General features: G+C 71.5%; 14 protein-coding genes. 10 read left to right on the top strand and 4 right to left on the bottom strand.

Going from position 1 to position 23,745, the window contains the following annotated elements:
- Positions 1–522: 522 nt before the first annotated feature.
- The 4 genes from ACFY3N_RS31775 to ACFY3N_RS31760 all read left to right on the top strand — a co-directional run bounded on the left by ACFY3N_RS31775 (position 523) and on the right by ACFY3N_RS31760 (position 5,151).
- Positions 523–2,019 (top strand): MFS transporter, encoded by a 1,497-nt coding sequence (locus ACFY3N_RS31775; protein ID WP_390820239.1) that lies wholly within the window; start codon positions 523–525, stop codon positions 2,017–2,019.
- Positions 2,020–2,183: 164 nt separating this feature from the next.
- A complete protein-coding gene (locus ACFY3N_RS31770; protein WP_390820238.1) occupies positions 2,184–2,567 on the top strand; it encodes a VOC family protein in 384 nt (127 codons plus the stop codon).
- A 374-nt stretch (positions 2,568–2,941) separates the two neighbouring features.
- The gene (locus ACFY3N_RS31765) at positions 2,942–4,186 is read left to right on the top strand and encodes a cytochrome P450 (RefSeq protein WP_390820237.1); all 1,245 of its coding nucleotides are present in this window, start codon (positions 2,942–2,944) and stop codon (positions 4,184–4,186) included.
- A 95-nt stretch (positions 4,187–4,281) separates the two neighbouring features.
- Complete coding sequence (locus ACFY3N_RS31760) at positions 4,282–5,151, top strand: alpha/beta fold hydrolase (RefSeq protein ID WP_390820236.1); 870 nt, start codon at positions 4,282–4,284, stop codon at positions 5,149–5,151.
- A gap of 826 nt (positions 5,152–5,977) precedes the next feature.
- Here the strand turns inward: ACFY3N_RS31760 and ACFY3N_RS31755 are convergent.
- Positions 5,978–7,135 (bottom strand): epoxide hydrolase family protein, encoded by a 1,158-nt coding sequence (locus ACFY3N_RS31755; RefSeq protein ID WP_390820235.1) that lies wholly within the window; start codon positions 7,133–7,135, stop codon positions 5,978–5,980.
- A 1,001-nt stretch (positions 7,136–8,136) separates the two neighbouring features.
- On the opposite strand from ACFY3N_RS31755, the gene ACFY3N_RS31750 reads away from it, so the two are divergent.
- Complete coding sequence (locus ACFY3N_RS31750; RefSeq protein WP_390820234.1) at positions 8,137–8,583, top strand: enediyne antibiotic chromoprotein; 447 nt, start codon at positions 8,137–8,139, stop codon at positions 8,581–8,583.
- Between the two features lie 163 nt (positions 8,584–8,746).
- Here ACFY3N_RS31750 and ACFY3N_RS31745 read toward each other — a convergent pair whose 3' ends face one another.
- Positions 8,747–9,640 (bottom strand): ChbG/HpnK family deacetylase, encoded by an 894-nt coding sequence (locus ACFY3N_RS31745; RefSeq protein WP_390820233.1) that lies wholly within the window; start codon positions 9,638–9,640, stop codon positions 8,747–8,749.
- Positions 9,637–10,845: a glycosyltransferase gene (locus ACFY3N_RS31740; RefSeq protein ID WP_390820232.1), complete on the bottom strand. Its 1,209-nt coding sequence runs from the start codon at positions 10,843–10,845 to the stop codon at positions 9,637–9,639. Before ACFY3N_RS31740 ends, ACFY3N_RS31745 begins: the two co-directional genes overlap by 4 nt.
- Before the next feature lie 225 nt (positions 10,846–11,070).
- Here ACFY3N_RS31740 and ACFY3N_RS31735 point away from each other — a divergent pair, with 225 nt between their 5' ends.
- From ACFY3N_RS31735 to ACFY3N_RS31720, 4 genes are all read left to right on the top strand, one after another.
- The gene (locus ACFY3N_RS31735; RefSeq protein WP_390820231.1) at positions 11,071–11,787 is read left to right on the top strand and encodes a class I SAM-dependent methyltransferase; all 717 of its coding nucleotides are present in this window, start codon (positions 11,071–11,073) and stop codon (positions 11,785–11,787) included.
- A 141-nt stretch (positions 11,788–11,928) separates the two neighbouring features.
- On the top strand, positions 11,929–12,924 hold the full coding sequence (locus ACFY3N_RS31730; RefSeq protein ID WP_390820230.1) for an SDR family NAD(P)-dependent oxidoreductase: 996 nt from the start codon (positions 11,929–11,931) through the stop codon (positions 12,922–12,924).
- 14 nt (positions 12,925–12,938) lie between these two features.
- Positions 12,939–13,652 carry a sugar phosphate nucleotidyltransferase gene (locus ACFY3N_RS31725; RefSeq protein WP_390820229.1) on the top strand — a complete coding sequence of 238 codons (714 nt, stop codon included), beginning with the start codon at positions 12,939–12,941 and terminating at the stop codon, positions 13,650–13,652.
- Between the two features lie 66 nt (positions 13,653–13,718).
- Positions 13,719–15,908 (top strand): ArnT family glycosyltransferase, encoded by a 2,190-nt coding sequence (locus ACFY3N_RS31720; RefSeq protein WP_390820228.1) that lies wholly within the window; start codon positions 13,719–13,721, stop codon positions 15,906–15,908.
- A gap of 64 nt (positions 15,909–15,972) precedes the next feature.
- Here the strand turns inward: ACFY3N_RS31720 and ACFY3N_RS31715 are convergent, their stop codons facing one another.
- Positions 15,973–17,649: a (2,3-dihydroxybenzoyl)adenylate synthase gene (locus ACFY3N_RS31715; RefSeq protein WP_390820227.1), complete on the bottom strand. Its 1,677-nt coding sequence runs from the start codon at positions 17,647–17,649 to the stop codon at positions 15,973–15,975.
- Between the two features lie 425 nt (positions 17,650–18,074).
- Here ACFY3N_RS31715 and ACFY3N_RS31710 point away from each other — a divergent pair, with 425 nt between their 5' ends.
- Positions 18,075–23,381 (top strand): beta-ketoacyl synthase N-terminal-like domain-containing protein, encoded by a 5,307-nt coding sequence (locus ACFY3N_RS31710; RefSeq protein ID WP_390820226.1) that lies wholly within the window; start codon positions 18,075–18,077, stop codon positions 23,379–23,381.
- The last annotated feature ends 364 nt before the right edge of the window (positions 23,382–23,745 follow it).

The following is a 23,745-nucleotide window of genomic DNA, read 5'->3' as shown; positions in this document are numbered from 1 at the left end:
GGTGGCGCGCACCGCGCGGACAGGTCCCGCACGGATGCCTTCCGATCTGTGCGCCGTGCCCGATTCCGCGTTTTCCGGAATTCCGGAGACGGTTGATGTGGACAGTGTACGCGTTCGGCCGGTTCTGCACCAAACGCCGGATGGTCGCGCACATCGAGCAATCCGGAAGAAGGCGGTACCCGCCCCGGTGTGGAAGCGTGGACGGGACAGGCCTCCGCCGCGGCGTGCGACCCGCGCAGTGCGCGGAAGCCCGTTCTGCGGGGACCGGGCTCCGAGTGGCCGGCACCGTGCTGCCGGACCGCGGATCTTCATCCGGTATTCCGCTGTCCGTGGCCCCCTTGGGCCGTGAAAAGTATATGGTGTGAACAACCTGATGTGCACAGCGTATACATCAGGGTGGTCGATCAGGTGGGACGAGGAGGCAGCACCGGTTGCGCGGGGTACCCCGCCCGCTCCCGGCAGCCCTCGGTCACTCGGCACCGGGCCGACTTCACGGCATCCACGACCAAGGGAGACAAACGCGTGACCACGGTGAACCCGGATGTGGCCGCGGACGGCGCCGAGGACGCCCCTCGGGCGAAGGCGGATCCTCGGCGTTGGTGGGTACTGGCCCTGCTCTCCGGGCTGCAGTTCATGATCCTTCTGGACATGACCGTCGTGAACGTGGCGCTGCCGCTCGTCCAGGACGGCCTCGGCTTCTCGGAGGCAGGCCTGACCTGGGTGGTCAACGGGTACGTGCTGGCGGCCGGGGGTCTGCTGATCCTCGGCGGCCGCCTGGCCGACGTCTTCGGCCGGCGGCGCCTGCTGCTGATCGGCGTCGGCATCTTCGCGGTCTCCTCGGCCGTGTGCGGCGCGGCCGTCGTTCCCGGGATGATGGTCGTGGGCCGGTTCGCCCAGGGGACGGCCGAGGCGATCGCGGCTCCCGCGTCACTGGGACTGATCGCACTGCTCTTCACCGATCCCGGGGAACGGAACAAGGCCCTGGGGATCTGGGGCGGACTCGTGGCGCTCGGCGGGACCCTGGGGTACATCGTCTCGGGAGTGCTGACCGACCTGACGTCCTGGCGCTGGATCTTCTACATCAACCTGCCGGTGGCCCTGGCCGTGCTGCTGGTCATTCCGCGCATGGTCACCGAGAGCCGGATGGAGCGCGAGAAGGACCAGGGGCTCGACATCGCCGGCGCGGTCACCTCGACCGCGGGGCTCGTGGCCGTCGTCTACGGACTGCTGCAGGCCGCCGAGCACCCCTGGGAGTCGGCCTCGGTGGTACTGCCGCTCGCCGGCGGCATCGCCCTGCTGCTCGCCATGGTCATCATCGAGCGCCGCGTCGGGAACCCGCTCATCCCGCTGGAGTTCTTCGCCAACCGGACCAGGTCGGTCATCAACCTGACCTCGCTGTTCTTCATGGCGGCGTTCATCTCGTACACCTTCATCCTGACGCTGTTCGAGCAGCACGTGCTGGAGTACTCGCCACTCGAGACCGGCCTGGCGTACCTCCCCCTCGGATTCGGCATCGGCATCGGCATCGGGGTGGGGACCGCGCTGACCCCGCGTATCGGAGTGCGGGCGGTCGTGGCGATGGGCTTCATCGGGGCCGGGATCGGGCTTCTGCTGACGAGCACGGTCGACGTCGGCACCCATTACGCCGGAGGGATCCTGCCGGGAATGATCGTGTTCGGCGTGTTCGCGGGCGCCACCATGCCGGCCGCGACGAGTGCCGCCCTGCACCAGGTCACCGACCAGAACTCGAGTCTCGCCTCGGGCGTGCAGAACACCATGCAGCAGATCGGAGGAGCCCTCGGGCTCGCCGTTCTGGTGCCCCTGGCCATCCGGTACACCGCCAGTGAGATCCAGGCAGGTGTCCCGGTCGACACCGCGGTGACGTCGGGGTACGTCCTGGCCTTCCGGGTGGGAGCGGCGCTGATGATCACCGGCGGCCTCCTGATCATGGCGCTCTTCGAACGGGTGGATCCCGAGCTGCGCGACCCGACCTCCGAAATAGTCGCCCGGACCCGCTGACGCGAGCCTCCGGCAGCCCATCGGCTCCGATTCTCCGAACCGACCCGACACAACGAATCAAAATGGGCTCCGCCGAGCGGACCCCGCGGAGGGAATTCAAGTATTTCTCTCCACTTTGGCAAGTCCGGTTGCCCGGCGGTCCCCAGATTGCGTACGGTGTAAACATGGCAAACGAAAAAGAAAAGACCAACGAATCCCCCTCCTTTCCCGCCGTTCCTGGCTGGTTCGATATATCCACCCCCGACTCCTCCCGGACGCGGGCTTTCTACCAGGAAATCTTCGGCTGGACGATCAGTGCCCTGGACGACACCTACGCCATGGTGAGTTCCGGGGACGGCCCGCCCTCCGGCGGAATCGGTCAGGCCGGCCCCGAAAGCCCGTACGTCGGGGTCGTCCCCTATTTCCCGGTCGCCGACGTGGAGGCGGCCCTCGCTCAGGCGGAGAAGCTCGGCGGCTCCGTGAAGATGCCGCCGCAGGACACCCCCACCGGCCGTATCGCCGTCTTCACCGACCCCGACGGCAACAATGTCGGAGTCATGAGTTCCTGAACCCCCACGTGCCTGGGCCCCGCACGGTGTTCCTCCGTGCGGGGCCCAGGCACGTCACGGCGCCGACGACGCCCCGCCGGGGCGCACCCGGGGACACCCGGTTCCGGCCGGCCCGGGCCCGCCCGGCTCCCGGCTCCCCGTGCCCCGGCTCCCCTCCCGAACGGCCGCCCGTACGGGAGGGCGACTCCCGCTCTCCGCAATCAGGAAGACGCCGCGGAAGGGCCGTGGGACTAGCGTGAACAACGATCGAGCCGCCCGCACCGGCATGCACCGGTGCCTGCCGCGCGCCCTGTGGCGGCCCTCCCGCGTCTTCATCCGCCGCAAGCCGCCTGGCGCCCGTTCCGCTACAACAGACCCTGCTGGAGGTTGTGTCCATGACCGAGGCTGTGTGCCCTTACCGTCTTGACCCCGAGGGCGCCGACACGCACGGGGAGACCACTCGTCTGCGCGAGCAGGGCCCGATCGCGCGGGTCGAACTCCAGGACGGCGTGCTCGCGTGGTCGGTGCACGACTACGCGGTCGCCAAGCAGATCATGGCCGACGAGCGCTTCTCCAAGAACCCCCGCAAGAACTGGCCCGCGTACATCAACGGGGAGATATCGAACGGCTGGCCCCTGATCACCTGGGTGGCCATGGACACCATGGCCACCCAGGACGGCGCCGACCACGCCCGTCTGCGCAAGCTGCTGCTGAAGGCCTTCACCGAGCGTCGTGTCGAGTCCATGAGGCCGCACATCGAGAAGACGGTGAACGAGCTCCTCGACACCATGGCCGCCAGGGCCGACGACGAGATCGTGGACATCAAGGCGATGTTCCACGCCGAACTGCCCACGCGGCTGATGTGCGACCTCTTCGGTGTGCCGGAGGAGAGGCGCGCCGAGGTGCTGGCCGGGGGGCACAAGAACATCGACACCCGGATCTCCTCCGAGGCCGCGGAAGCCAACCTCGGGCAGTGGCAGGAGGCCATCTCCGATCTCGTCGAGTACAAGCGCCATCACCCCGGTGACGACCTCACGAGCGCACTGATCGAGGCCAGGGACGAGGGTTCGCGGCTGACCGACTCGGAGCTGATCGGCACGCTGCACCTGCTGCTCGGCGCCGGCTCCGAGACCCTGGTGAACGCCCTCGCCCACTCCTCCCTCGCCCTGCTCACCGACGCCGACCTGCGCAAGAAGGTGACCTCCGGCGAGATCCCCTGGGGGAACGTGTGGGAGGAGACGCTGCGGGTGGAGTCGCCCGTGGCGCACCTGCCCTTCCGCTACGCGACCCAGGACTTCGAGATCGGCGGTGTGAGGATCTCGAAGGGTGATCCCCTGCTGGTCGACTTCGCGGGCATCGGCCGGGACCCCGCCGTGCACGGCGACACCGCCGACGAGTTCGACGCCCTCCGGCCCGACAAGACACACCTCTCGTTCGGGCACGGCGTCCACTACTGCCTCGGCGCGCGGCTCGCGAAGCACGCCTGGATGATCGGCATCCCCGCGTTGTTCGAGCGCTTCCCCGACATGGAACTGGCGGTCCGCCGCGACGAACTCGAGGGGCAGGGGAGCTTCGTGGTCAACGGTCACGCCGGTCTGCCGGTGCACCTGAAGGGCAGGGCCGCGGCCCCCGCCCGGTGAGGCCCGCGCCGACGACTCGACCACGCCCGTCGCGCCGTTCGCCGATGCGCGCGGACGCGCCGGGCGACGTGAACCCTCGTACAAGGAGACTGTCGATGGTGGATTCAGCAGCAACGGCCGGAGCCGGGGTCGTGGGGGACGGACTGCCCCTGGGCGAGGACTACGCGGGACCGCGTGACCTCCCGGTCGAGACCGTGGTGTCGGCCGACGGCACCACGATCGCCTACGAGAAGTCGGGAAGCGGCCCGCCCGTCGTCATCATCGGGGGCGGACTCAACGACAAGGCCATGTTCACGCCGCTCGCCCAGATCCTGTCCCGGCGGTTCACGGTGTTCAACTACGATCGCCGCGGCCGTGGGGGCAGCGACTACGGGGACCCGGAGCAGTACACGATCGACCGTGAGGTCGAGGACCTGGTCGCGGTGCTCGACGCCATCGGGGAACCCGCCCACGTCTTCGCCAACTGCAGCGGCGGCATGATCGCCATCCATGCCGCGGCGGCCGGCGTCCCCATGGCGAAGCTGGGCCTCTACGAACCGCCGTACTCCTCGCCCCCGCTCGACGGCGACGAGGTCGACCGGTTGAAACGGCTCGTCGCCGAGGACCGCCGGGAAGAGGCGGTGACCCTCTTCGGCAAGGAGATCGTCAAGTTCATGACGGACGAGACGCTGGAGAGGTTCAAGCAGCACCCTGCCTGGCAGGCGTTCGAGTCCATGGCGCCCTCCTGCGTCTACGACGCGATCATCAACGATCGGTACGGTTCCATCCCTCACACGCTGCTGCCGAGGATCGCTGTCGAGACGCTGGTCCTCAGCGGCTCCGAGAGCGCTCCGTGGATCCAGGAGGCCTGTGTGACGCTCTCCGAGGAGATCCCCCGCGCCCGTCTGCTGCGCATCGAGGGCGAGGGGCACCTGTTCAACCAGCAGACGGGCGCGCCGTTGCTGGCGGAGTTCTTCGGGGGGTGACACCACCCGTGCGGCCCTCCGCGGGGAGCCTGCGGCGGCAGTGACAGCGGGCCGGGTGCGGCCGCACCCGCCGGGGCTCGATGAATGCCGGGGGCCTGTGAGCGTCGTACGACGCTCACAGGCCCCCGGCATTCCGCGTGCGAGCCGCTTCCCGCGTGCTTCCGCGGCTCGGCAACGGCGTCGGCGGCGCCCTCACCGGGGCCGGCGTCGAGTGCCGGGCCGGCACGGGCTGCCGGGGCTCGGGCGGCACGGTGCGCACCCGGGGGTGCCGAGGGCCACGTCCTCACGGATCGGGCGGCGGGAGCACACCCGTGCGGGACGCCGCCGGGTCCATCATGCCGGTGGGGGCGAGGAGACCGGGTCGGTCCGCGCCGCCCGGGCGCGGTGGCGGTGGAGAAGTCGCCCGCGGGGACCGCGCAGGAGGGCGGCCCGGCTTTGGAAGTCGTGTCCGGGTGCGGGCCCCGTCCCGTGTGCCCGCCGTGTCCCCCGGACCGCGGAGGAGCGGCTTCGGCGCCGGACGACCGGTGAGGGTGCGCCCCGTGTCCTGGCCGTCCGGCTTCCGCCGGCCCGGCCCCCGCCGCGGACACCGCCCTCGCCACCCCCCGGCCTTCCCCGGGCCCGCCGCGGTCCTGTGCCGCCACAGGCGGCCCCGTGCCGTGACGAACGGCCCGTACGCCTCCGCCCACGCGGGACACGGTCCCGCGGCATGCCCTCGGGGTGCCGTCGCGCGTGTTCCGCGGGGATTCCCGAGCCGTCACGCAAAATCGCCGAAGCGGGCCGGGGCCTCCTGTTCGAGGATTCCCCGGCCCGCCGCCCGTGTGCCGGGTCAGAGCTTCTTCAGCGTCCGGTTGAAGGTGCGCAGGTCGTCGACGAACAGGTCCGGCTCCTCCATGGCCGAGAAGTGGCCGCCGCGGTCGAGCTCCGCCCAGTGCACGATCTGCTTGAAGTCGCGCTCGGCCAGGCTGCGGACCGGCTGGAAGAGCGCCCCGGGGTAGACCGCGACGCCCATGGGGACGTCGATGGTCGGGGACCGCCCGATCAGGCTGGTGATCGGAAGGAACGGCTTGAGCTCGTAGTGCGCCTGCGCCGCGGAACCGCCGGTCGCGGTGAACCAGAAGAGCGAGATGTGGGTCAGCATCAGGTCGCGGTCGATCGCGTCCTCGGGGACGTTCTCCGTCTGGGCCCAGTGCTTGAACATCTCGAGCAGGTACGCCAGTTGCGCGACCGGCGAGTCGTTCAGCATGTAGCCGATGGTGTGCGGCCGGGTCGACTGCATCTTCATGGGCCCGGACAGGTCGTCGAGGAAGCGCTCGGAAACGGCGAGACGGGCCTTGTCCGCATCGCTCAAGGTCTCCAGCTCACCGGGTTCCCCGCTGAGGTTGGTCTGCAGGAGGTTGACGTGGATGCCGGCCAGGTGGCCGGGGTCGATCGCGCTGAGCAGCAACGACGTGAAGGCGCCGATGTCGCCGCCCTGGGCGATGTAGCGCTCGTAGCCGAGACTCGCCATCAGCCGGGACCAGGCCATGGCTATCCGCCCCAGGTCCCAGCCGGCGGTCTTGAGCGGGCCGGAGAGGCCGAAGCCCGGCAGCGAGGGGATGACCAGGTGGAACGCGTCGGCGGGGTCGCCGCCGTGCGCCCGCGGGTCGGTCAGCGGGCCGATGATGTCCAGGAACTCCACCGGCGTGCCGGGCCAGCCGTGCGTGATCACCATCGGCGTGGCGTCCGGCTCGGGCGAGCGGACGTGCAGGAAGTGGATGGTGGCCCCGTCGATCTCCGTGGTGAACTGCGGGTACTGGTTGATGCGGCGTTCGGCGGCGCGCCAGTCGAAACCGTCCCGCCAGTACTCGGCCAGCTCCTTGATGTAGTGCAGCGGAGCGCCACGGGACCAGCCGACGTCGACGAGCTCGGGCCAGCGGGTCGCGCTCAGTCGGCGCTTGAGGTCGTCGATGTCGGTCTGGGGGATCTGGACCTGGAACGGCCGCATGGGGAAGCTCCTTCGTCTGGTCGAACGCCGTGATGACCGCGGCCGGCGTGCCGCGCCGCGCCGGCCGGCAGCGCGGCATGGACGCCTCGCTGCCGTGAGGGGGAGGGATGGACCGATGAGTGACTGCCGCCCTGACGGCGTCGTGCCGGGGCACCGGCACGGGCCGACCGACTGATCGGCGCAGCGGCCGTCAGGGCGGTTCCCGCGGCGCTGCGATCGGCGTCGGCCAGGGCGGTCGAGGAATCGGGCCTCGAACTCGCCGTCACGCTAGTGCCGGCCTTCGGAGCTCAGCAAGATCCTCGGTGAGGCCCCGCAATACCGGAGAAGCCGACCGGCCGGCCGGCGGTCCGCACGGCGGCCTCGGCGCGCACGACATCCGCCGCCCCGCGACCACTCGCTTCACATAGGGCATATGTATTGAATGTTCACAGTGTATACTAGTTGGCTCTTTTCGTCGGCACCGCAACCGCTCGATCCATTCGGGAGCAGCCGCAGAGAAGGACCTCCGAGCACTCCCCGGCACACCCGAAAGCCGCACACCGGCAGCATCCGGCACCCTCACCGGGAATTCCGAAAGCGAGTTTTCCCGCACCCCGCCGCCGGCTCCCCCGCACCGCCGGGCGAGCACCGCACGGGCCCGGAGGGCACCCCGGCGCCCGTCCCGCGGGGCCGGGGAAGCACCCGGCCCCCTGACACCCCTCCACCTCCCTGAACTGCCCATACGGTCACCCACGGGGGCACATCCCGGGAAGCGGCCCCGGCCGCCCCCTCGGTCCGGAGCGGCAGTCGGCCACGACAAACGGAACAAGAAAAAGGATTCGCAATTCAATGCTTCCCCTTGCCGAGAGGGCCGGATTGTACACACGCATCACTTCGAGCGCTTCTCCGAGAATGCCATTTATATTCATTGACACCAATGAGGGCGTCATGCAATCGTCATTGATGCAGCTTTCGAAGGCATTCTGCTTCAGCCTTCGAATTCCCCCTGTATCGACGAAGGAGTGGTCCCCATTTCCATCATCAGAAATCGTGCAGCCAAGGTCGTCGTCGGCTCGGCGGCGGTGCTGGGGCTCGCCATGGCGTTCCAGAACCCCGCCGTGGCCACCACGGCGCCGACGGCCACGGTGACCCCGTCGTCCGGCCTGTCCGACGGCACCGTGGTCAAGGTCGACGGTGCGGGCCTCGACGCCGGAACCGCCTACGACGTCGGGCAGTGCGCGTGGGTGGACACCGGCGTTCTGGCGTGCAACCCGGCGGACTTCTCCTCCGTGACCGCGGACGCCAACGGCTCCGCGAGCACGTCGCTGACGGTGCGCCGCTCCTTCGAGGGCTTCCTCTTCGACGGCACCCGCTGGGGCACCGTGGACTGCACCGTCGAGCAGTGCCAGGTCGGCCTCTCGGACGCGGTCGGTAACGGCCCGGAGGGTGTGCCGATCTCCTTCAAGTGATCGGCGGGCCCGGCCCGCCATCGGCGCGGCCGGTTCCACCGCGGCCGGCACCGCCGGCGTGCGGGAGCGCTCGCGCTCCCGCACGCCCCGGCCGCCGGCTCCCCGCGGCGCACTGCCTCCCGGACCGCACCACGGCTCCCGCCGTGGTGCGGTCCGTCTTTCGTCACCCGGTGCGGCGGGGCGGCTCACCTCCTCCCGCCCACGGCGCACGCGTGCCGTGGGCGGGAAGATCGCTGAACCTGCCGAGGCGCAGGTCCAGCCGCTGCAGCGTCTCGCGCAGGAACGGGGAGGTGAGGCCCGCGAGTTCCTCCTCCCACCGGTAGCCCCACGCGTAGCGGGCCCGGTCGCCCGCTGTGGGTTCACCGGGGTGGCAGTTGACCTCGATGACGTCGGCCCGGCCGTGGGCCAGGCGGTCGACAAGGGCTTCGAGGCGCGGGAGCGTCAGGGCACCCGCCTCGTCGAGTCCCCCGTACGTCTGCGGGAAGGCCAGCCGCGCGGCGTTCAGCCGGGACGCCAGAGCGCGGCTCCAGTGACGGATCACGAGTCCCCGCGGTCCGAGGGCGGCGCTCGTCGGCACGCGCACGGCACCGATTCCCCGGTCCGCGGCCAACCGCGTCACGATCCGCGCGACAGGTGGGTAGAGGTGGAGGTGCTGGTGGGTGTCGACATGGCTCAGCGTCAGACCGAGGTCCTCGACGAGGCGGCCGAGTTGCGCCTGGAACTCCCGGCGCACGTCCGCCATGTCGACGCGCCCCGTGACCGCGGCGGTCATGAACGCCCGCCAGCTCGGGCGGAAGGAGCCCCGCCGGTCGACCAGGGTGGGGATCTCACGTGCGCTCAGCAGCGGGGGGTCCTCCCCGACCACCGCCAGGTGGGCACCGACCCCGAGTGCCGGCCGGTCCCGCAGCCAGGCGGCCGACCGTGCCACCGCCGGACCGACGGCGAGGACCGAGACGCTCGTCACCACTCCCTCGTCGTGCGCCCTCAGGATGCCCCGGGAGATCCCCTCGCTGAGACCGTAGTCGTCGGCGTTGACGATGAGCAGCCGTCCCGTCACCGGTCCGTCCCCTTGCCGTCCCGGCTCCGGGAGGGACCGAACACCCAGTGCCGCAGGAGGGCGAACCTCACCACGGAGGCGAGAGCGTCGCCGGCGAGCAGTACCGTCAGTTCGACGGCCCTGCCGCTCCCCGGACCGGCCGCGAGCAGAGTCGCGCTGGTGCAGGCGAGACCGAGCAGGAAGGCGACGAACCCCTTGGCCTGATGGCGCAGGGCGTCCTGGCGCCCGCGTACTCCGAAGGTGATCCGGCGGTTCGCCGCGGTGTTGAGGACCGTGGCGAGGAACAGACCGAGCGCGTTCGCCGCCAGCGCCGGCATCACGGTGGTGAACAGCAGGTAGAACACGACGTGCAGGAGTCCGCTCGCCGCTCCGACCACGGCGAAGCGGAGGAACCTGCGTGCCGGGGCGACGGGCACTTTGAGGCGCTGCAGGCGGGACGGCAGCGGCGCCCCGAGGGCGCCCCTCGTCCGGCGGCCCGCCACGCGGACGACCCCCCGCAGCATGTCCACGACGGTACGGCCGATGTCGACCGTGGTGTCGGGGTCGTCGAGGCAGTCGACCGGGACCTCGTGGATGCGCAGCCCCTGGCGCTGCACCGCACAGAGCAGTTCCGTGTCGAAGAACCACTTGTCGTCGTGGACGGCCGGGAGTATGGCCTGCACGATCTCCCGCCGGCCGGCCTTGAAACCGCACTGGGCGTCGGAGAAGCGCACCCCGAGGACCACGCGCAGGATCAGGTTGTACGTGCGGGAGAGCGTGGCGCGCAGCAGGGACCGCTGCACGCTCGCCCCGCGCGCGTGCCGCGTGCCGATGGCGAAGTCGCTGTGGCCCGATGCGAGCGGAGCGATGAGCGGGAGGAACCCGTCCAGGTCGATGGAGAGATCGGCGTCCATGTAGCTGACCACGTCGGCCCGGCTCGTGCCCCACACGTGTCTGAGAGCCAGGCCCCGGCCCCTCGAGTCGAGACTCACGAACCGCACCTCGGACAGCTGACGGGCCAGCGCCTCACCGATCTCGCGCGTCCTGTCGGCGCTGCCGCTCTCCGCAATGGTGATCACGAAGGGATACGGGAAGTTCCGGACGAGGTAGTCGCGCAGCCGGTGCACGTTCCGTGCGAGCGCCTTCTCCTCGTTGCGCACCGGAATCACGATCTCGGTCAGGGACACGCGGGTCGGTTCGGCGGACTCTTCGGCGGTCGCGGTCATGGACGCTGCCTCTCAATGGCCGCGCGGCGAGCGCGCATCGGGCGGTGGAGGGTCCCAGCGTCGGCCTGACGGGCCGCCGGCGGCATCCTCCCCCTTGCGCCACTTCCGCTCCACCGCAACCAGGGAGACGGCTTCGCCCCGGTGGTCGGCCAGACTGTGCCGCAGCACGGCCCGCCTCCGCACGCGGTCGGGCCGTGACGGGCGGTCCACCGGAAAGGAGCCGCCATGTCGGCCTGGCTCGAGGAATGGAACAGCAGGCAGGACGTCTACATCGGCGACCGGCACCGGGACCGGCACTTCCGGGCGGTGGCCCGCGACATCGTCCGTCTGCTTCCGGAAGGAAGCGGACGCGTGCTCGACTACGGTCCCGGAGACGCCCTGTCCGCCACGCGCATCGCCGCGGCATGTGAGGAAGTGGTCCTCTGCGAGGCGGCGGAGACGATCCGGGCCCGGATCACGGACCGGTTCGCGGACGAGCCGGGGATCCGTGTCATCTCGCCGGGTCAGCTCACGGACCTGGCCGCCGGGTCGGTCGACCTGATGGTCGTGCACTCGGTGGTGCAGTATCTCGACGCGGACGAACTGGACGCCCTCCTCCGGGAGGCGCACCGGCTCCTGGGCGCCGACGGACTGCTCGTCGTCGGAGACCTCGTGCCCCCGGGAGCGGGGCTGGTGTCGGACACGGCCGAGCTCCTGCGTTTCGCCCTGCGCGAGGGTTTCCTCGGGGAGGCGGTGCCGGCCCTCGTACGGTTGGCGTTCTCCCCCTACGCCCGTCGGCGGCGGCGGCTCGGCCTCACCCGGCTCGGCGAGGCCGAGATGACGGACCGAGCACGGCGAGCCGGCCTCTCGGGCCACCGGGTGCGGCCCAACATCGGTAACAACCAGGCGCGTTGGACTTTCGTGGCCAGGCACGCGGCTGCATCCGCGCGACCGGGCCGATGAGCGTCTCCGGGCAGGCCCGCACATTGGAAGAAGCGGAAGTGCGCTGCCGTGTGTGACCGTAGGGGGGCCTCCGAGCGGGTGGACGGCACCACCGGCCCCGCCGGGTCGGCAGGTTCTCGGCGCACACCTCCAGGAGGATCCATGGCCGGACTCGTAGCGGTCACCGGGGCCGAAGGATTCATCGGGTCGCACCTGGTCGAGACGCTGGTGCGGCGGGGACACCGGGTGCGGGCCATGGTCCTGTACAACTCGTTCGCCTCGTGGGGGTGGCTCGACCGGCTCGACGCCGAGGTGATGGCCCAGGTGGAGGTGTGCCCCGGCGACGTCCGCGACCCGGCGTCCGTACGGGCGCTGGTCGAGCGGGCCTCGGTCGTGTACCACCTGGCGGCCCTGATCGCGATCCCCTACTCCTATCAGGCGCCGCGCTCGTACGCGGACACCAATGTCATGGGCACGCTGAACGTGCTCGAGGCGGTGCGTGCCAGTGGGACATCCAGGCTGGTCCACACCTCGACGAGCGAGACGTACGGTTCGGCGAGGACGGTACCGATCCGGGAGGACCATCCCCTGCAGGCCCAGTCGCCCTACGCGGCGACGAAGGTGGCCGCGGACAAGCTCGTCGAGTCCTACCACCTCAGCTACGGTGTGCCCGCGGTGACACTGCGGCCGTTCAACACGTTCGGTCCCCGTCAGTCGGCCCGCGCGGTGATACCCACGATCGTCGGCCAGCTCGCCGCCGGGGCCCCGCGGATCACCCTCGGCTCCCTGGCGCCGACCCGTGACTTCACCTACGTCACCGACACCGCCGAGGCCTTCGTCTCGGTCGGCACCGCGCCGGCGTCGGCCGTGGTCGGGGAGGTCTTCAACGCCGGCACGGGGACGGAGGTGTCCATCGGCCGGCTCGCCGCGGACATCATGCGGCTGATGGGTGCCGACGCGTCGATCGACGAGGATCCAGAGCGTCTGCGCCCCAAGGACTCCGAGGTCGTACGCCTGGTCTGCGACGCCGGGAGACTGCGCGCGCGCACGGGGTGGCGCCCCCGGGTGGACCGTGAGGACGGCCTGCGGCGGACCATCGAGTGGTTCCGGGATCCCGTGAACCGAGCGGGCTACAGACCGGCTCACTACAACCGCTGAGGGAGACGCGGAACATGCACGCAGTGATCCTGGCGGGCGGCAAGGGGACGAGGCTGCGGCCGTACACCAGCCGGCTGCCCAAGCCCCTGGTACCGATCGGTGACGAGTTCTCGATCCTGGAAATCGTCCTGAGCCAGCTCTCCCAGCAGGGATTCGACTCGGTGACGCTCGCCATCGGGCACCTCGGCCACCTCATCCGGTCCTTCGTGGGCGACGGCAGCCGATGGAACATGGACATCACCTATGCCTCGGAGGACACGCCCCGGGGGACGATCGGCCCGGTCCTGGGCATCCTCGACCGGCTGCCCGAACACTTCCTGGTCATGAACGGCGACATCCTCACCGACCTGGATTACGCCGATGTGCTGACCCACCACAGGAGGGGCGACGCGCCGCTGACGGTGGCGACCTGCACGCGCGAGGTGCGCATCGATTTCGGCGTGCTGACGACGACCGGCAACCGGGTGGTCCATTTCGTGGAGAAGCCGACGATCGACTACCGGGTCAGCATGGGTGTCTACGGCCTGAGCCGCACCACCCTCGAAACCTATCCGCCCCACATGCCGTTCGGCTTCGACGACCTGGTCCTGGACCTGCTGGCCCGCGGTGTCCAGCCGGCGGAGTACCCCTTCGACGGGTACTGGCTGGACATCGGCCGCCCTGACGACTACGACCGCGCCAACGCCGAGTTCGACTCGATCAAGGGGACCCTGCTCAAGGGGGCGTGAGGGTGTTCCACCGGCCTCTCCTCAGCTGCCGAGGGGCGTACCAGAGATGAAAGGGACAAGAGAAGCATGTCTTCCGTCACACACGGGCCCCCGTCGGCGACCGCGTCCTCTCCGGCTCCGGTGCCCTTCGCCCGGGACGGCCGGAGCCGGGCGAAGGCATGGGCACTCGCCGGGATCTGCGGGCTCGCGGGCCTGCTCTACCTGTGGCTCATCGGCTCCAGCAACTACGGCAACGCCTACTACTCCGCCGCCGTGCGGTCGATGACGGAGAGCCCGGCCAACTTCCTGTTCGGCGCCGCGGACCCGTACGGCGCCGTCTCGGTCGACAAGCCGCCTCTGGCACTCTGGCCCCAGGCGGCGTCGGTGGCGGTCTTCGGGTACCACAGCTGGTCGATGCTGCTTCCCCAGGCCCTCGAAGGCGTGGCCACCGTGTTCCTGCTGCACCGCACGGTCCGGCCGTGGGCGGGGGAACGCGTCGCGCTGCTCGCGTCATTGATCCTCTCGCTGACCCCCATCACCGTCGCCATCAACCGCGACAACAACACCGATTCCCTCCTGATGCTGCTGCTGGTCGCGGCGGCGTACGCGTTCACCCGCTCGGTCCACGCCGGGACGGACCGCGGCCGCACCAAGTGGCTGCTGCTGTGCGCCTTCTTCGTGGGCTGCGGGTTCACGGCGAAGATGCTGCAGGCGTGGATCATCGTGCCGGTACTGGCTCTCGCGTTCCTGCTCAGCAGCGCCAGCCCGGTGAGACGCAGGATCAACGACGTCCTGGCCGCGGGTGCCGTACTGGTCGTCTCCTCGTTCTGGTGGCCCGCGTTGCACGATCTGTGGCCGGGCGACAAGCCCTACATGGGCGGCAGCACGAACGGGAGCGCGTTCCAGCTCGTCTTCGGTTACAACGGGTTCGGCGCGCTGTTCGGCACCGGCCAGCAGCCCGGCGGCTCCGGGATCAACGTGCCCCTCGCGATGGTCGGGCTCTCCGGCGGAATGCCCGGGGTCACCCGCATGTTCTCCGCCGAGGTCGGGGACCAGATCTCCTGGTTGCTCCCGCTCAGCCTGCTGGTGCTGGCCGTCGTGGGAGCCGCCGGCTACCGCCGCCTGTGGTTCGAGACCCCGGGTGATCCCCTGCAGCGGGCGGGCTGGCTCCTGTGGGGCGGATGGCTGGTGCTCGTCGGCGGAGTCTTCAGCTTCACCCAGGGCATCTTCAACACGTACTACACGACGATGCTGGCGCCGGCGGTCGCCGCGGTCTCCGCGGCGGGTATCGCCCTGCTCTGGCGGAAGTACTGCCGGCCGGACGGCCGGGAGTGGATGCTCCTGCCGGCCGCGGTCGCGCTCACGGCCGTCTGGGCGTTCGTCCTGGTCTCCAGGGACACCTCGTGGCACGGTTGGACCAGATGGGCGGTCCTGGGGCTCGCCGCCTTCGCGGTCCTCGCACTGGTGGTGGCCAAACTGTCGCCGGGACGGCGTCCCCTGGGCCACGCCGGGCTGGTCGTCGGGGCGGCAGCGGTGCTGCTGGCCCCCGGAGTGTGGTCCGTGGGCACCGCGGCCGTGGCCGCCGACAACGGCGGCTTCCCCACGGCGGGTCCGCCGAACAACGCGTTCAGCGCCCTGCTGCGCGGGGAACTCCCGGACGGCATGACGCCGCCCGCCGGCATGCCCCCGGACGGGGGCCGGACACCCGAGGGCATGGAGATGCCTCCCGGTCTCCAGCTGCCCGAGGGCATGGAGATGCCCGGCGGCATGCGGATGCCCGAGGGCGTCCCGGCGTCGGGCGGGGACGGCGCCGCCTCCTCCGGCACCCGGAGCGGGAAGGGCTTCGGCGGCTCCGACCTCTCCGCCGGCAACCGGCGGATCCTCGAGTACGCCGAACGCCACTCGGACGGTGCCGGCGTGACGCTCGCCGTCGAGGGGGGCGGGCTCGCCTCGTCGTCGTTCATCATCGAGACCGGTGCCGCGGTCGTCGGCATGGGCGGATTCCTGGGCGCCGACGACTCGCCCACCGTCGACCAGCTCGGCGAGTGGGTCGACCGGGGGGACCTGAAGTTCGTTCTCACCGCCCATCCGGGCGAAGCGCGGCTGGGCGGCATGGCCGGGATGGGCGGCAGCGTGCAGCAGAAGCGGGTGGCCTGGGTGCGCGAGAACTGCCGGCTCGTCGACCCCGGCGCCTACGGCGGCGAGCCCTTCGACGAGGAACAGGCTCGGCTGCCGGTACCGGGGTTCAGCGACGCGGCGCTGTACCGCTGCGGATAGCGTCCGCGACCGCGCGAAGGGCTCCCCGCCGGTGTGGCCGGCGGGGAGCCCTTCGCGCGGTCGATCAGGTGGTGGACGTCCGGCCGGCGGCAGCGCGCAGCGCCTTCTTGTCGATCTTGCCCATCGGTGTGGTGGGCAGGGAGGGGACCGTGACCAGACGCTCCGGGAGCTTGAACGACGCCGTCCCGGCGCTCTCCATCACCCTCCGGATGTCCGCCAGCTCCACCTGCGCGCCGTCGGCCTGCACGACGAACAGGCAGACCAGTTCGCCGAGTTCGCTGTCCGGCAGGCCTACGGCGGCCGCCTGCAGAACGCCGTCGGCCTGCACCGCGAAGCTCTCCACCTCCTCGGCGTTGATCTTCTCGCCGCCCCTGTTGATGAGGTCCTTCTCCCTGCCGACCACGACCAGGTTGCCGTCCGGCGTACGGCGTACCAGGTCACCGGTCCGGTACCAGCCGTCGGGGGTGAACGCCCGCGCGTTCGCGGAGGGCGAGTCGTAGTAGCCGCGCGGTGTGTACGGGCCCCGGGTGAGCAGTGCCCCGGGTTCGCCCACGCCCACCGTCCTGCCCTCCGGGTCCACCACCCGGATCTCGTCGGCGGGGCAGATCGGCCGTCCCTGGGTGTGGTGGACCACGTCGTCCGGATCGTCCAGGCGGGTGAGGCACAGCAGGCCCTCCGCCATTCCGAAGACCTGCTGCAGCCTGCAGCCCAGTTTCGGTCCCACCTGCCGGGCCGCCTCCGGCTCGAGCCGCGAGGCCCCGACCTGGAGGAGCTCCAGCGAACCCAGGTCGGCGCCCGGGTTCTCGTCCCGGTACTGGAGCCAGCGCATGACAACGGCCGGAACCACGGACGTGGCGGTGACCCGTTCCCGCTCGATCGCCTCGAACGCGGCCTCGGGCGCCGGCGATCCGGAGATCACCACCCGCCCCCCGGTCAGGAGCGTGCCGAGGACCCCGGGACCGGTGTTGGGGAAGCCGTGGCCGAGCGGCAGGACGGCCAGGTACACGGTGTCGCGCCCGAAGCCGCACAGCTCGGCGGCGCGCTTGATCATGCAGGCGAGGTCGTTGTGCGTGCGCGCCACGAGCTTGGGCAGCCCGGTCGTTCCGCCGGACAGCTTGAGCATCGCGACCTCGTCACCACGCGGCGCGGACAGATCCAGCTCGGCCGCGACCCGCGCGGCCTCGTTCGCGTCCAGGGGCTCGCACAGCGCACGCAGATCGACGCTGTCCGGCCGGACGTCGGCCCCCGCCACGAGGACGTGTCCGGCAGCCGGCTGCGCCCCCGCCACCTCGTGCGCCATCGCCTGGTGGTCGAACCCCTTGTACACGTCCGGCACGACGACGGCCCTGGCCCGGGCGTGAGCCACCACGCCCGACAGTTCGCGGTACCGGTACTGCGGCAGCGCCCAGACCGGCAGGGCACCGAGCCGCAGGCACGCGACGGTCACGACCACGTGCTCCCAGCAGTTGGGCAGCTGCACCACCACCCGGTCGTCCGCACGAAGACCGAGCTCCCTCATGCGGACGGCGGCCCCGTCCGCGCGCGCCATCAGCTCGCGGTAGCTCATCCGGACCGGACCGTCGACGAGGCAAACGGCTTCCGGGACCTTCCGCGCGGCCTCCACCAGGTGCGCTCCGAGCGAGCGTCCTTCCCAGTGGCCGTCGGCCGCGTAACGGGCCGCCACGTCGTCGGGCCAGGGGACGAATCCCGCGCGGGCCGGCCTTGCTGCTGTCTCATGCATGACTGCTCCGTAGGCTGTTCCGCCACCCGGGGTGCCGGACACGGCTGATGACGACCTCCCGGCGGCTTCGGGCGGACTGGCGCCGGTCGGGCCGGAGGGCCCGGCCGGCGGGGCTGACGCGCATCCGCCACGGCCGCTGAGCTCCTGCCCCGGAAGCCTAGGGACGCTTCGCCCCGCGGTCGTCTCACCGATTGCTGGATCACGCGGTGCGATCGGGGCGCCCCCACACGCCGCACGCCAGGAGTTGTCCGGGTGTCACGGGCAGGCCGAATCTGTCGCTCACGGGGACGGCTCACCCTCGCGTGGGTTCTTCCCGGGCGAAGGCAGCGGGGCGGAACGCCTCCGCAGACACGGCTGCCGGACGAGGCGATCGTCGGCCCCGATTCGTGTCGTGTCGGTTCGGTGGACTGAACAGGAGCGAGGACTTGACGGAGTACGCAGCACCCGACGAAGCAATCGCCATTATCGGTATGAGTTGCAGGTACGCCCCGGATCTCGACTCGCCGGACAAGTTCTGGGACTTCCTCGTCCACGGCAGGAGCACGGTCGGCGACATGCCGGACAAGCGGTGGGAGCCCTACGCATCGGGCAGCCCGCAGGCGACCGCGGCCATGCGGGACACCGTTCGCCGCGGTGCGTTCCTCGAGGACATCGAGGGCTTCGACGCCGACTTCTTCGGAATCTCGCCCAGGGAAGCCGACTTCCTGGATCCCCAGCAGCGCTTCATGCTCGAGCTCACCTGGGAGGCGCTGGCCGACGCCGGGATCCCCCCGCTGTCGCTGCGCGGCACCGACACCGGCGTGTACGCCGCCGCGAACTCCAACGACTACGGCAGGCGGCTCCTGGAGGACATCCCGCGCACCGGCGCCTATGCCGTGAACGGGACGACGCTGTACGGCATCGCCAACCGCGTCTCCTACTTCCTGGACCTCCACGGACCGAGCATGGCGGTCGACACGGCCTGCGCCGGTTCGCTGACGGCCCTCCACCTCGCCCGCCAGAGCCTGCTGACCGGGGAAACGCCCCTGGCGATCGTCGGCGGCCTCAACATCATGTCCACCCCCTCCCTCAACGTGGCCCTCGACGACGCCGGAGCCATGTCCCCGGACGGCCGCAGCAAGGCGTTCGACGAGGACGCCGACGGGTACGGCCGCGGTGAGGGGGCGGGGGTTCTCGTCCTCAAGCGGCTCTCCGACGCACGGCGCGACAACGATCCCGTCCTCGCGGTCATCCGCGGCAGCGGTGTCTTCCAGGACGGCCGCTCCGACGGCATGATGGCGCCGGACGGGGACGCCCAGGAGCACATGCTCCGGCAGGCCTACCGCCGGGCGGGAGTGGACCCGGCCACCGTGGACTACGTCGAGGCGCACGGCACGGGGACACCCACCGGTGACCGTGAGGAGATCACCGCTCTCGCCAAGGTGTTCGGAGAAGGCCGGTCGCCGGAGGCTCCCTGTCTGGTCGGATCGGTGAAGCCCAACGTCGGTCACGTCGAGGGAGGCTCGGGCATCACCGGCGTGATCAAGACGGTCCTCGCGCTGAGGAACGAGCTGATCCCCCCCACCCTCCACGACCGGCCCCGCACCGACATCGACTGGGACTCCTGGGGGCTGCGCCTGGTCGGGCGGGTGCAGGACTGGTCCCGCTCCGCACGGCCCCGGCGCGCGGGAGTCTCCAGCTACGGCGTCGGGGGCACGATCTCCCACGTGATCCTGGAGGAGGGCCCGGTGCCGGCGGCGTCCTCGTCCCGCGGCGCCTCCACCGGCGCGCGGACGCCCGCGCTCTTCCCCGTCTCGGCCGCCTCCGAGGCGGGACTGCGCGCGTTGGCGGACGGGGTCGCCGACTGGGTGGCCTCTCGTCCGGACACCCCGCTGCCCTCGGTCGGACACACCCTGGCGCGGCGGCGCTCGCACCTCGCCCAGCGCGCCGCGGTCGTCGCGGACTCCGCCGAGCAGCTCGTCGACCGGCTGCGCGAGATCGCCGAGGGCCGTGGCGGCCCCGGCACCGCGTCGGCGCGCACCGGTGCCGGGCGCGCCGACGACGCCGTCTGGATCTTCTCCGGTCATGGCGCCCAGTGGCCCGGAATGGGCCGCCGGCTGCTGGCGGGCGAGCCGGTCTTCGCCACGGCCCTCGACGCGCTGGCGGAGGTGTTCCGCGACGAGCTCGGCTGGACCCCCCGGGAAGCGCTCACCGAGGGCGGGCCGTGGACCGCCGCCCACGTCCAGGCACTGACCTTCGCCGTCCAGATGGGCCTGGCCGACGTGTGGCGCAGCAAGGGCATGCGGCCGGGCGCGGTCATCGGGCATTCGGTCGGTGAGATCGCGGCCGCCGTGACGGCCGGCTGCCTCGACCGTGACGAGGCCGCCCGCTTCGCGTGCCGCCGTGCGGCGGCACTCCAGCGGCTCGACGGGCGGGGCGCCATGGTCATGGTCGGGCTTCCGTTCGAGGAGGCGGCCCTGCGCCTGGAGGGCAGGCGGGACGTGGAAGCCGCCATCTCGGCGGGTCCGCACTCCACGGTCCTGTCCGGCGACCGTTCGGCGGTTCTGCGCGTCGCGGAGGAGTGGCGGGTGTCGGGCGTGTGGACGCGAACCGTCGACTCCGACATCGCTTTCCACAGCGTCCACGTGGACGAGGTGATCGGCGACGTCGAGTCGGCCGCGCGCCGGCTCACGCCCTGGCCGCCGTCCGTCCCCCTCTACACCACCGCCCTCGGCGACCCGCGGTCGCGGGCTCCGCGCGACAGCGGCTACTGGGCGGCGAACCTGCGCAGGCCGGTCCGCTTCACCGAGGCCGTGCGTGCGGCGGCCGAGGACGGCCACCGGCTCTTCCTCGAGGTGTCCAGCCACCCGGTGGTGGCCCATTCGGTCAGCGAGACGCTTCTGGACCTCGGCATCGAGGACGCCGCCGTGGCCGGGACGCTCCGGCGGAACACCGACGAGGTGGAGTCGCTGCTGGAGAACCTCGCCGAACTGCACTGCCACGGCGTGACCGTCGACTGGACGAGCCACCACACCGACGGCGGGCTCGTGGGGCTGCCGTCGGCCGTGTGGCAGCACCGGGCCTACTGGATCTTCCCCGAGGCCACCGCCGACGCGGGTCTGGGGCGTGGGCACGACCCCGCAAGCCACAGCCTGCTCGGCGGCCGGATGACCGTCAGCGGCTCACCGACCAGGCAGGTGTGGCAGACCCGCCTCGACATGGACAGCCGCCCCTACCCGCAGAGCCACGGGCTCGTCGGCGTCGAGGTCACCCCGGCGGCGTCCATCATCAACACCTTCGCCGCCGCCGCGGAGGAGGACGGTCCGTCGGCTCTGACGGACATCGTGCTGCGTACGCCCCTGGCGGTGGAACCGCCCCGTGTGGTCCAGGTCGTGCGCGAAGGCAGGTCGCTCTCGCTCGCCACCCGCATCGCCGACGACGACGGCGCCGGCGGGGACGAATGGATCACGCACACCACGGCCACCGTCGCGCCGGGGGTCCGGCCGGCGGGCGGACGGCTGGACACCGGGGCCATCCGTTCCCGGCTCCCGGAGGGGTCGCTCACCAGGGCCGACGAGATGTTCGAGCGCATGGGGGTCGAGGGCTACGCCTTCCCCTGGGACCTGGAGGAACTGCGCCACGACGACCACGAGCAGCTCGCCGTGCTGCAGATCGAGCCCCCGCCCGCGGAGCGGGCGACCAGCTGGGCGCACGTCATCGACGGCGCGCTGACCATCAGCGCCATGGTGGTCTCCCCGGGGGACGCCACCGTGCTCTGGATGTCCCGGTCCATCGACCAGGTGACGTGGTCGGGTGAACCCCCCGCCAGGCTCACCGTGCACAGCACGCGCTCGCTCCGGTCACCGCACGACACGGTCGACGTACGGGTCGCCGACGAGCGGGGGGATGTCGTCTGCGAGGTCGTCGGGCTCCGGTTCGCGGCCGTGGAACATCTCGGCGCCGCGGTACTGCCCAGCGAACTGGTGCACGAGATCGCGTGGCGTCCCTGGGATCCGGAGGACCACGAGAAGGCCGGGGACGGCCCCGTGGAGCAGGTGGTCCTCGTCGGGGACCCCGAGGCCACCGTCCCCCTCGCCGAACAACTCGAGTCGGTCGGCATGACCTGCATACAGGCGGGCGGCTCACCGGAGACGGGGTTGCAGCCGGGCCTGTTCGCCCGGCCGGGCGCGGTGGTCGTGGCGCCTGCCCGGCCCGGCGCGGGCACGTCGCCGGAGGAGGAGGCGGAGCGGGTGTCGTGGCTGCTCGTCCGGACCGTGCAACGTGTCGCCGAGATCCGGGCCCACCTCACCGGGGACGCGGCGGCACAGCGGGTGTGGTGCCTCACCGGTGACGTCCGCGGGGCCCGTGACGAGCGGTCGGTGGCACACGGCCCGCTGTGGGGCCTGGCACGCATCATCGCGGGGGACCACCCCGAACTGTGGGGTGGGGCCGTCGACATCGGGACGCCGGCCGACGGCATCGGCGCACGGCTGGTCGCTCTGCTGGACGGTGCCGCCGGCGCGGAGGACGTCATCTCGCTGACGGGGGAGGGAGCCGAGGTCGCCCGGCTGAGCCGCATCGACCGCAGTGCGGACGGCACGCCGCTGCAGTGTTCGCCCTCGGGCACGGTCCTGATCACCGGCGGGCTGGGCGCTCTGGGACTGGAGGTCGCGAGGTGGCTGGTGGACCGGGGCGCCCGCCGGCTCCTGCTCGTCGGCCGCCGTGGTCTGCCCGACCGTGCCGAGTGGCCCGCCGTCACCGACGCCGAGACCAGGCGCCGGATCGACGGCGTGCTGGCGCTGGAGGCACTCGGTGTGACGGTCCGGGTGCTCGCGCTCGACATCACGGACGGCGACCAGGTGTCGGCGGCGCTGGCTCCGGGGACGCTCGGTCTGCCGCCGGTGCGGGGGGTCGTGCACGCCGCCGGTGTCGTGAAGAACGCCCTGGTGGACAAGGTCGACCTGGAGGGGCTGCGGGAGGTGATGGCCCCCAAGGTCCGCGGGGCCATGGTGCTGCACCGGCTCTTCCCGCCCGGTGACCTCGACTTCTTCGTGATGTTCTCCTCCTGCGGCCAGTTCGCCCGCCTCTCGGGCCAGGCCAGTTACGCCGCGGCCAACTCGTTCCTGGACGCACTCGCGAGCCACCGCAACGGGGGAGGGCACACCGAGACCGTCAGCCTGGGCTGGACGGCTTGGCGGGGGCTGGGCATGTCGTCGGACATCGACACCACGATGTTCGAGGCCAACTCGCGCGGCCTGGAGGCCGTCTCCGCGTCCGAGGCGTTCCGGGCGTGGTCCTTCGGAGACAGGTTCCGGTCCGACTACCAGGCCGTGCTCCGGGTGGTGCCGACCCCCGCGCACGCACCGCGCCTGCCGGTGTTCCGGGACCTGCCCGTCTCCGGCGAGACGGACGGCACCACGGGCGACCAGCTCTTCACCACCGCTCTCGAGGGCCTTTCGGAGCAGGAGGCGCGTGAGGCGGTCACCGCCGATGTGCGCGAACAGGTGGCCGGGGTGCTCAACTTCGACCCCTCGGAGGTGGAGATCAAGCGTCCCCTCGTCGAGCTCGGGGTCGACTCCGTGATGACGGTCGCTCTCCGCGTGCGCCTGCAGCGCAGGTACGGCTTCGAGCTTCCGCCCACGATCCTGTGGGCGAAGCCGACCGTGGCGGCCCTCTCCGAACACGTCTGTGACAGCCTGCGTCCGGACGGGGAGGCCCACGAGGACCCGGCCGTGCCGGCCGCGGCGCTGTAGGGCCGGGTGGCAGGGGCTGCCCCCGGCCACCGCACGGTCCCTCTTCCGCCCCCGTGGGCGCCGCCCCGTCAGGCGGCGCCCACGGGGGCGCTCCGTGCTCGGCCGGGCTCTTCCGGGGTTGCGTGCCGTCGCGGGCCTGCCGCGGCGCGCGTGTGCGCGGACGGTGTCCAGGACGGCCCGGCACGGTGGACTGCCGGGAACGCGCGGCGCGTCGGGCCTGCCGGCCCGCGCCCGGCCCCTCCGCCCGCCCGGCGTCGGCGCGGCGAACGCGCGCGCGAGTGACCGGAACGGGCGTCACCGCCGAGGCCGGAACGGCTTTCCGGAGCACCGGAGAGGACATGGCTCCGCCGGCGCGGCGAACGCG

It is taken from the genome of Streptomyces sp. NPDC000348 (assembly GCF_042898795.1).
Lineage (GTDB): Bacteria > Actinomycetota > Actinomycetes > Streptomycetales > Streptomycetaceae > Streptomyces.
This window is presented reverse-complemented; position numbering and strand designations above follow the sequence as displayed.

What these genes read in the sequence shown, in the direction of transcription:
- ACFY3N_RS31725 (WP_390820229.1), top strand. Translation starts at nt 12,939, where the DNA reads ATGCACGCAGTGATCCTGGCGGGCGGCAAGGGGACGAGGCTGCGGCCG.
- ACFY3N_RS31720 (WP_390820228.1), top strand. Translation starts at nt 13,719, where the DNA reads ATGTCTTCCGTCACACACGGGCCCCCGTCGGCGACCGCGTCCTCTCCG.
- ACFY3N_RS31765 (WP_390820237.1), top strand. Translation starts at nt 2,942, where the DNA reads ATGACCGAGGCTGTGTGCCCTTACCGTCTTGACCCCGAGGGCGCCGAC.
- ACFY3N_RS31770 (WP_390820238.1), top strand. Translation starts at nt 2,184, where the DNA reads ATGGCAAACGAAAAAGAAAAGACCAACGAATCCCCCTCCTTTCCCGCC.
- ACFY3N_RS31730 (WP_390820230.1), top strand. Translation starts at nt 11,929, where the DNA reads ATGGCCGGACTCGTAGCGGTCACCGGGGCCGAAGGATTCATCGGGTCG.
- ACFY3N_RS31760 (WP_390820236.1), top strand. Translation starts at nt 4,282, where the DNA reads ATGGTGGATTCAGCAGCAACGGCCGGAGCCGGGGTCGTGGGGGACGGA.
- ACFY3N_RS31715 (WP_390820227.1), bottom strand. Translation starts at nt 17,649, where the DNA reads ATGCATGAGACAGCAGCAAGGCCGGCCCGCGCGGGATTCGTCCCCTGG.
- ACFY3N_RS31755 (WP_390820235.1), bottom strand. Translation starts at nt 7,135, where the DNA reads ATGCGGCCGTTCCAGGTCCAGATCCCCCAGACCGACATCGACGACCTC.
- ACFY3N_RS31735 (WP_390820231.1), top strand. Translation starts at nt 11,071, where the DNA reads ATGTCGGCCTGGCTCGAGGAATGGAACAGCAGGCAGGACGTCTACATC.
- ACFY3N_RS31740 (WP_390820232.1), bottom strand. Translation starts at nt 10,845, where the DNA reads ATGACCGCGACCGCCGAAGAGTCCGCCGAACCGACCCGCGTGTCCCTG.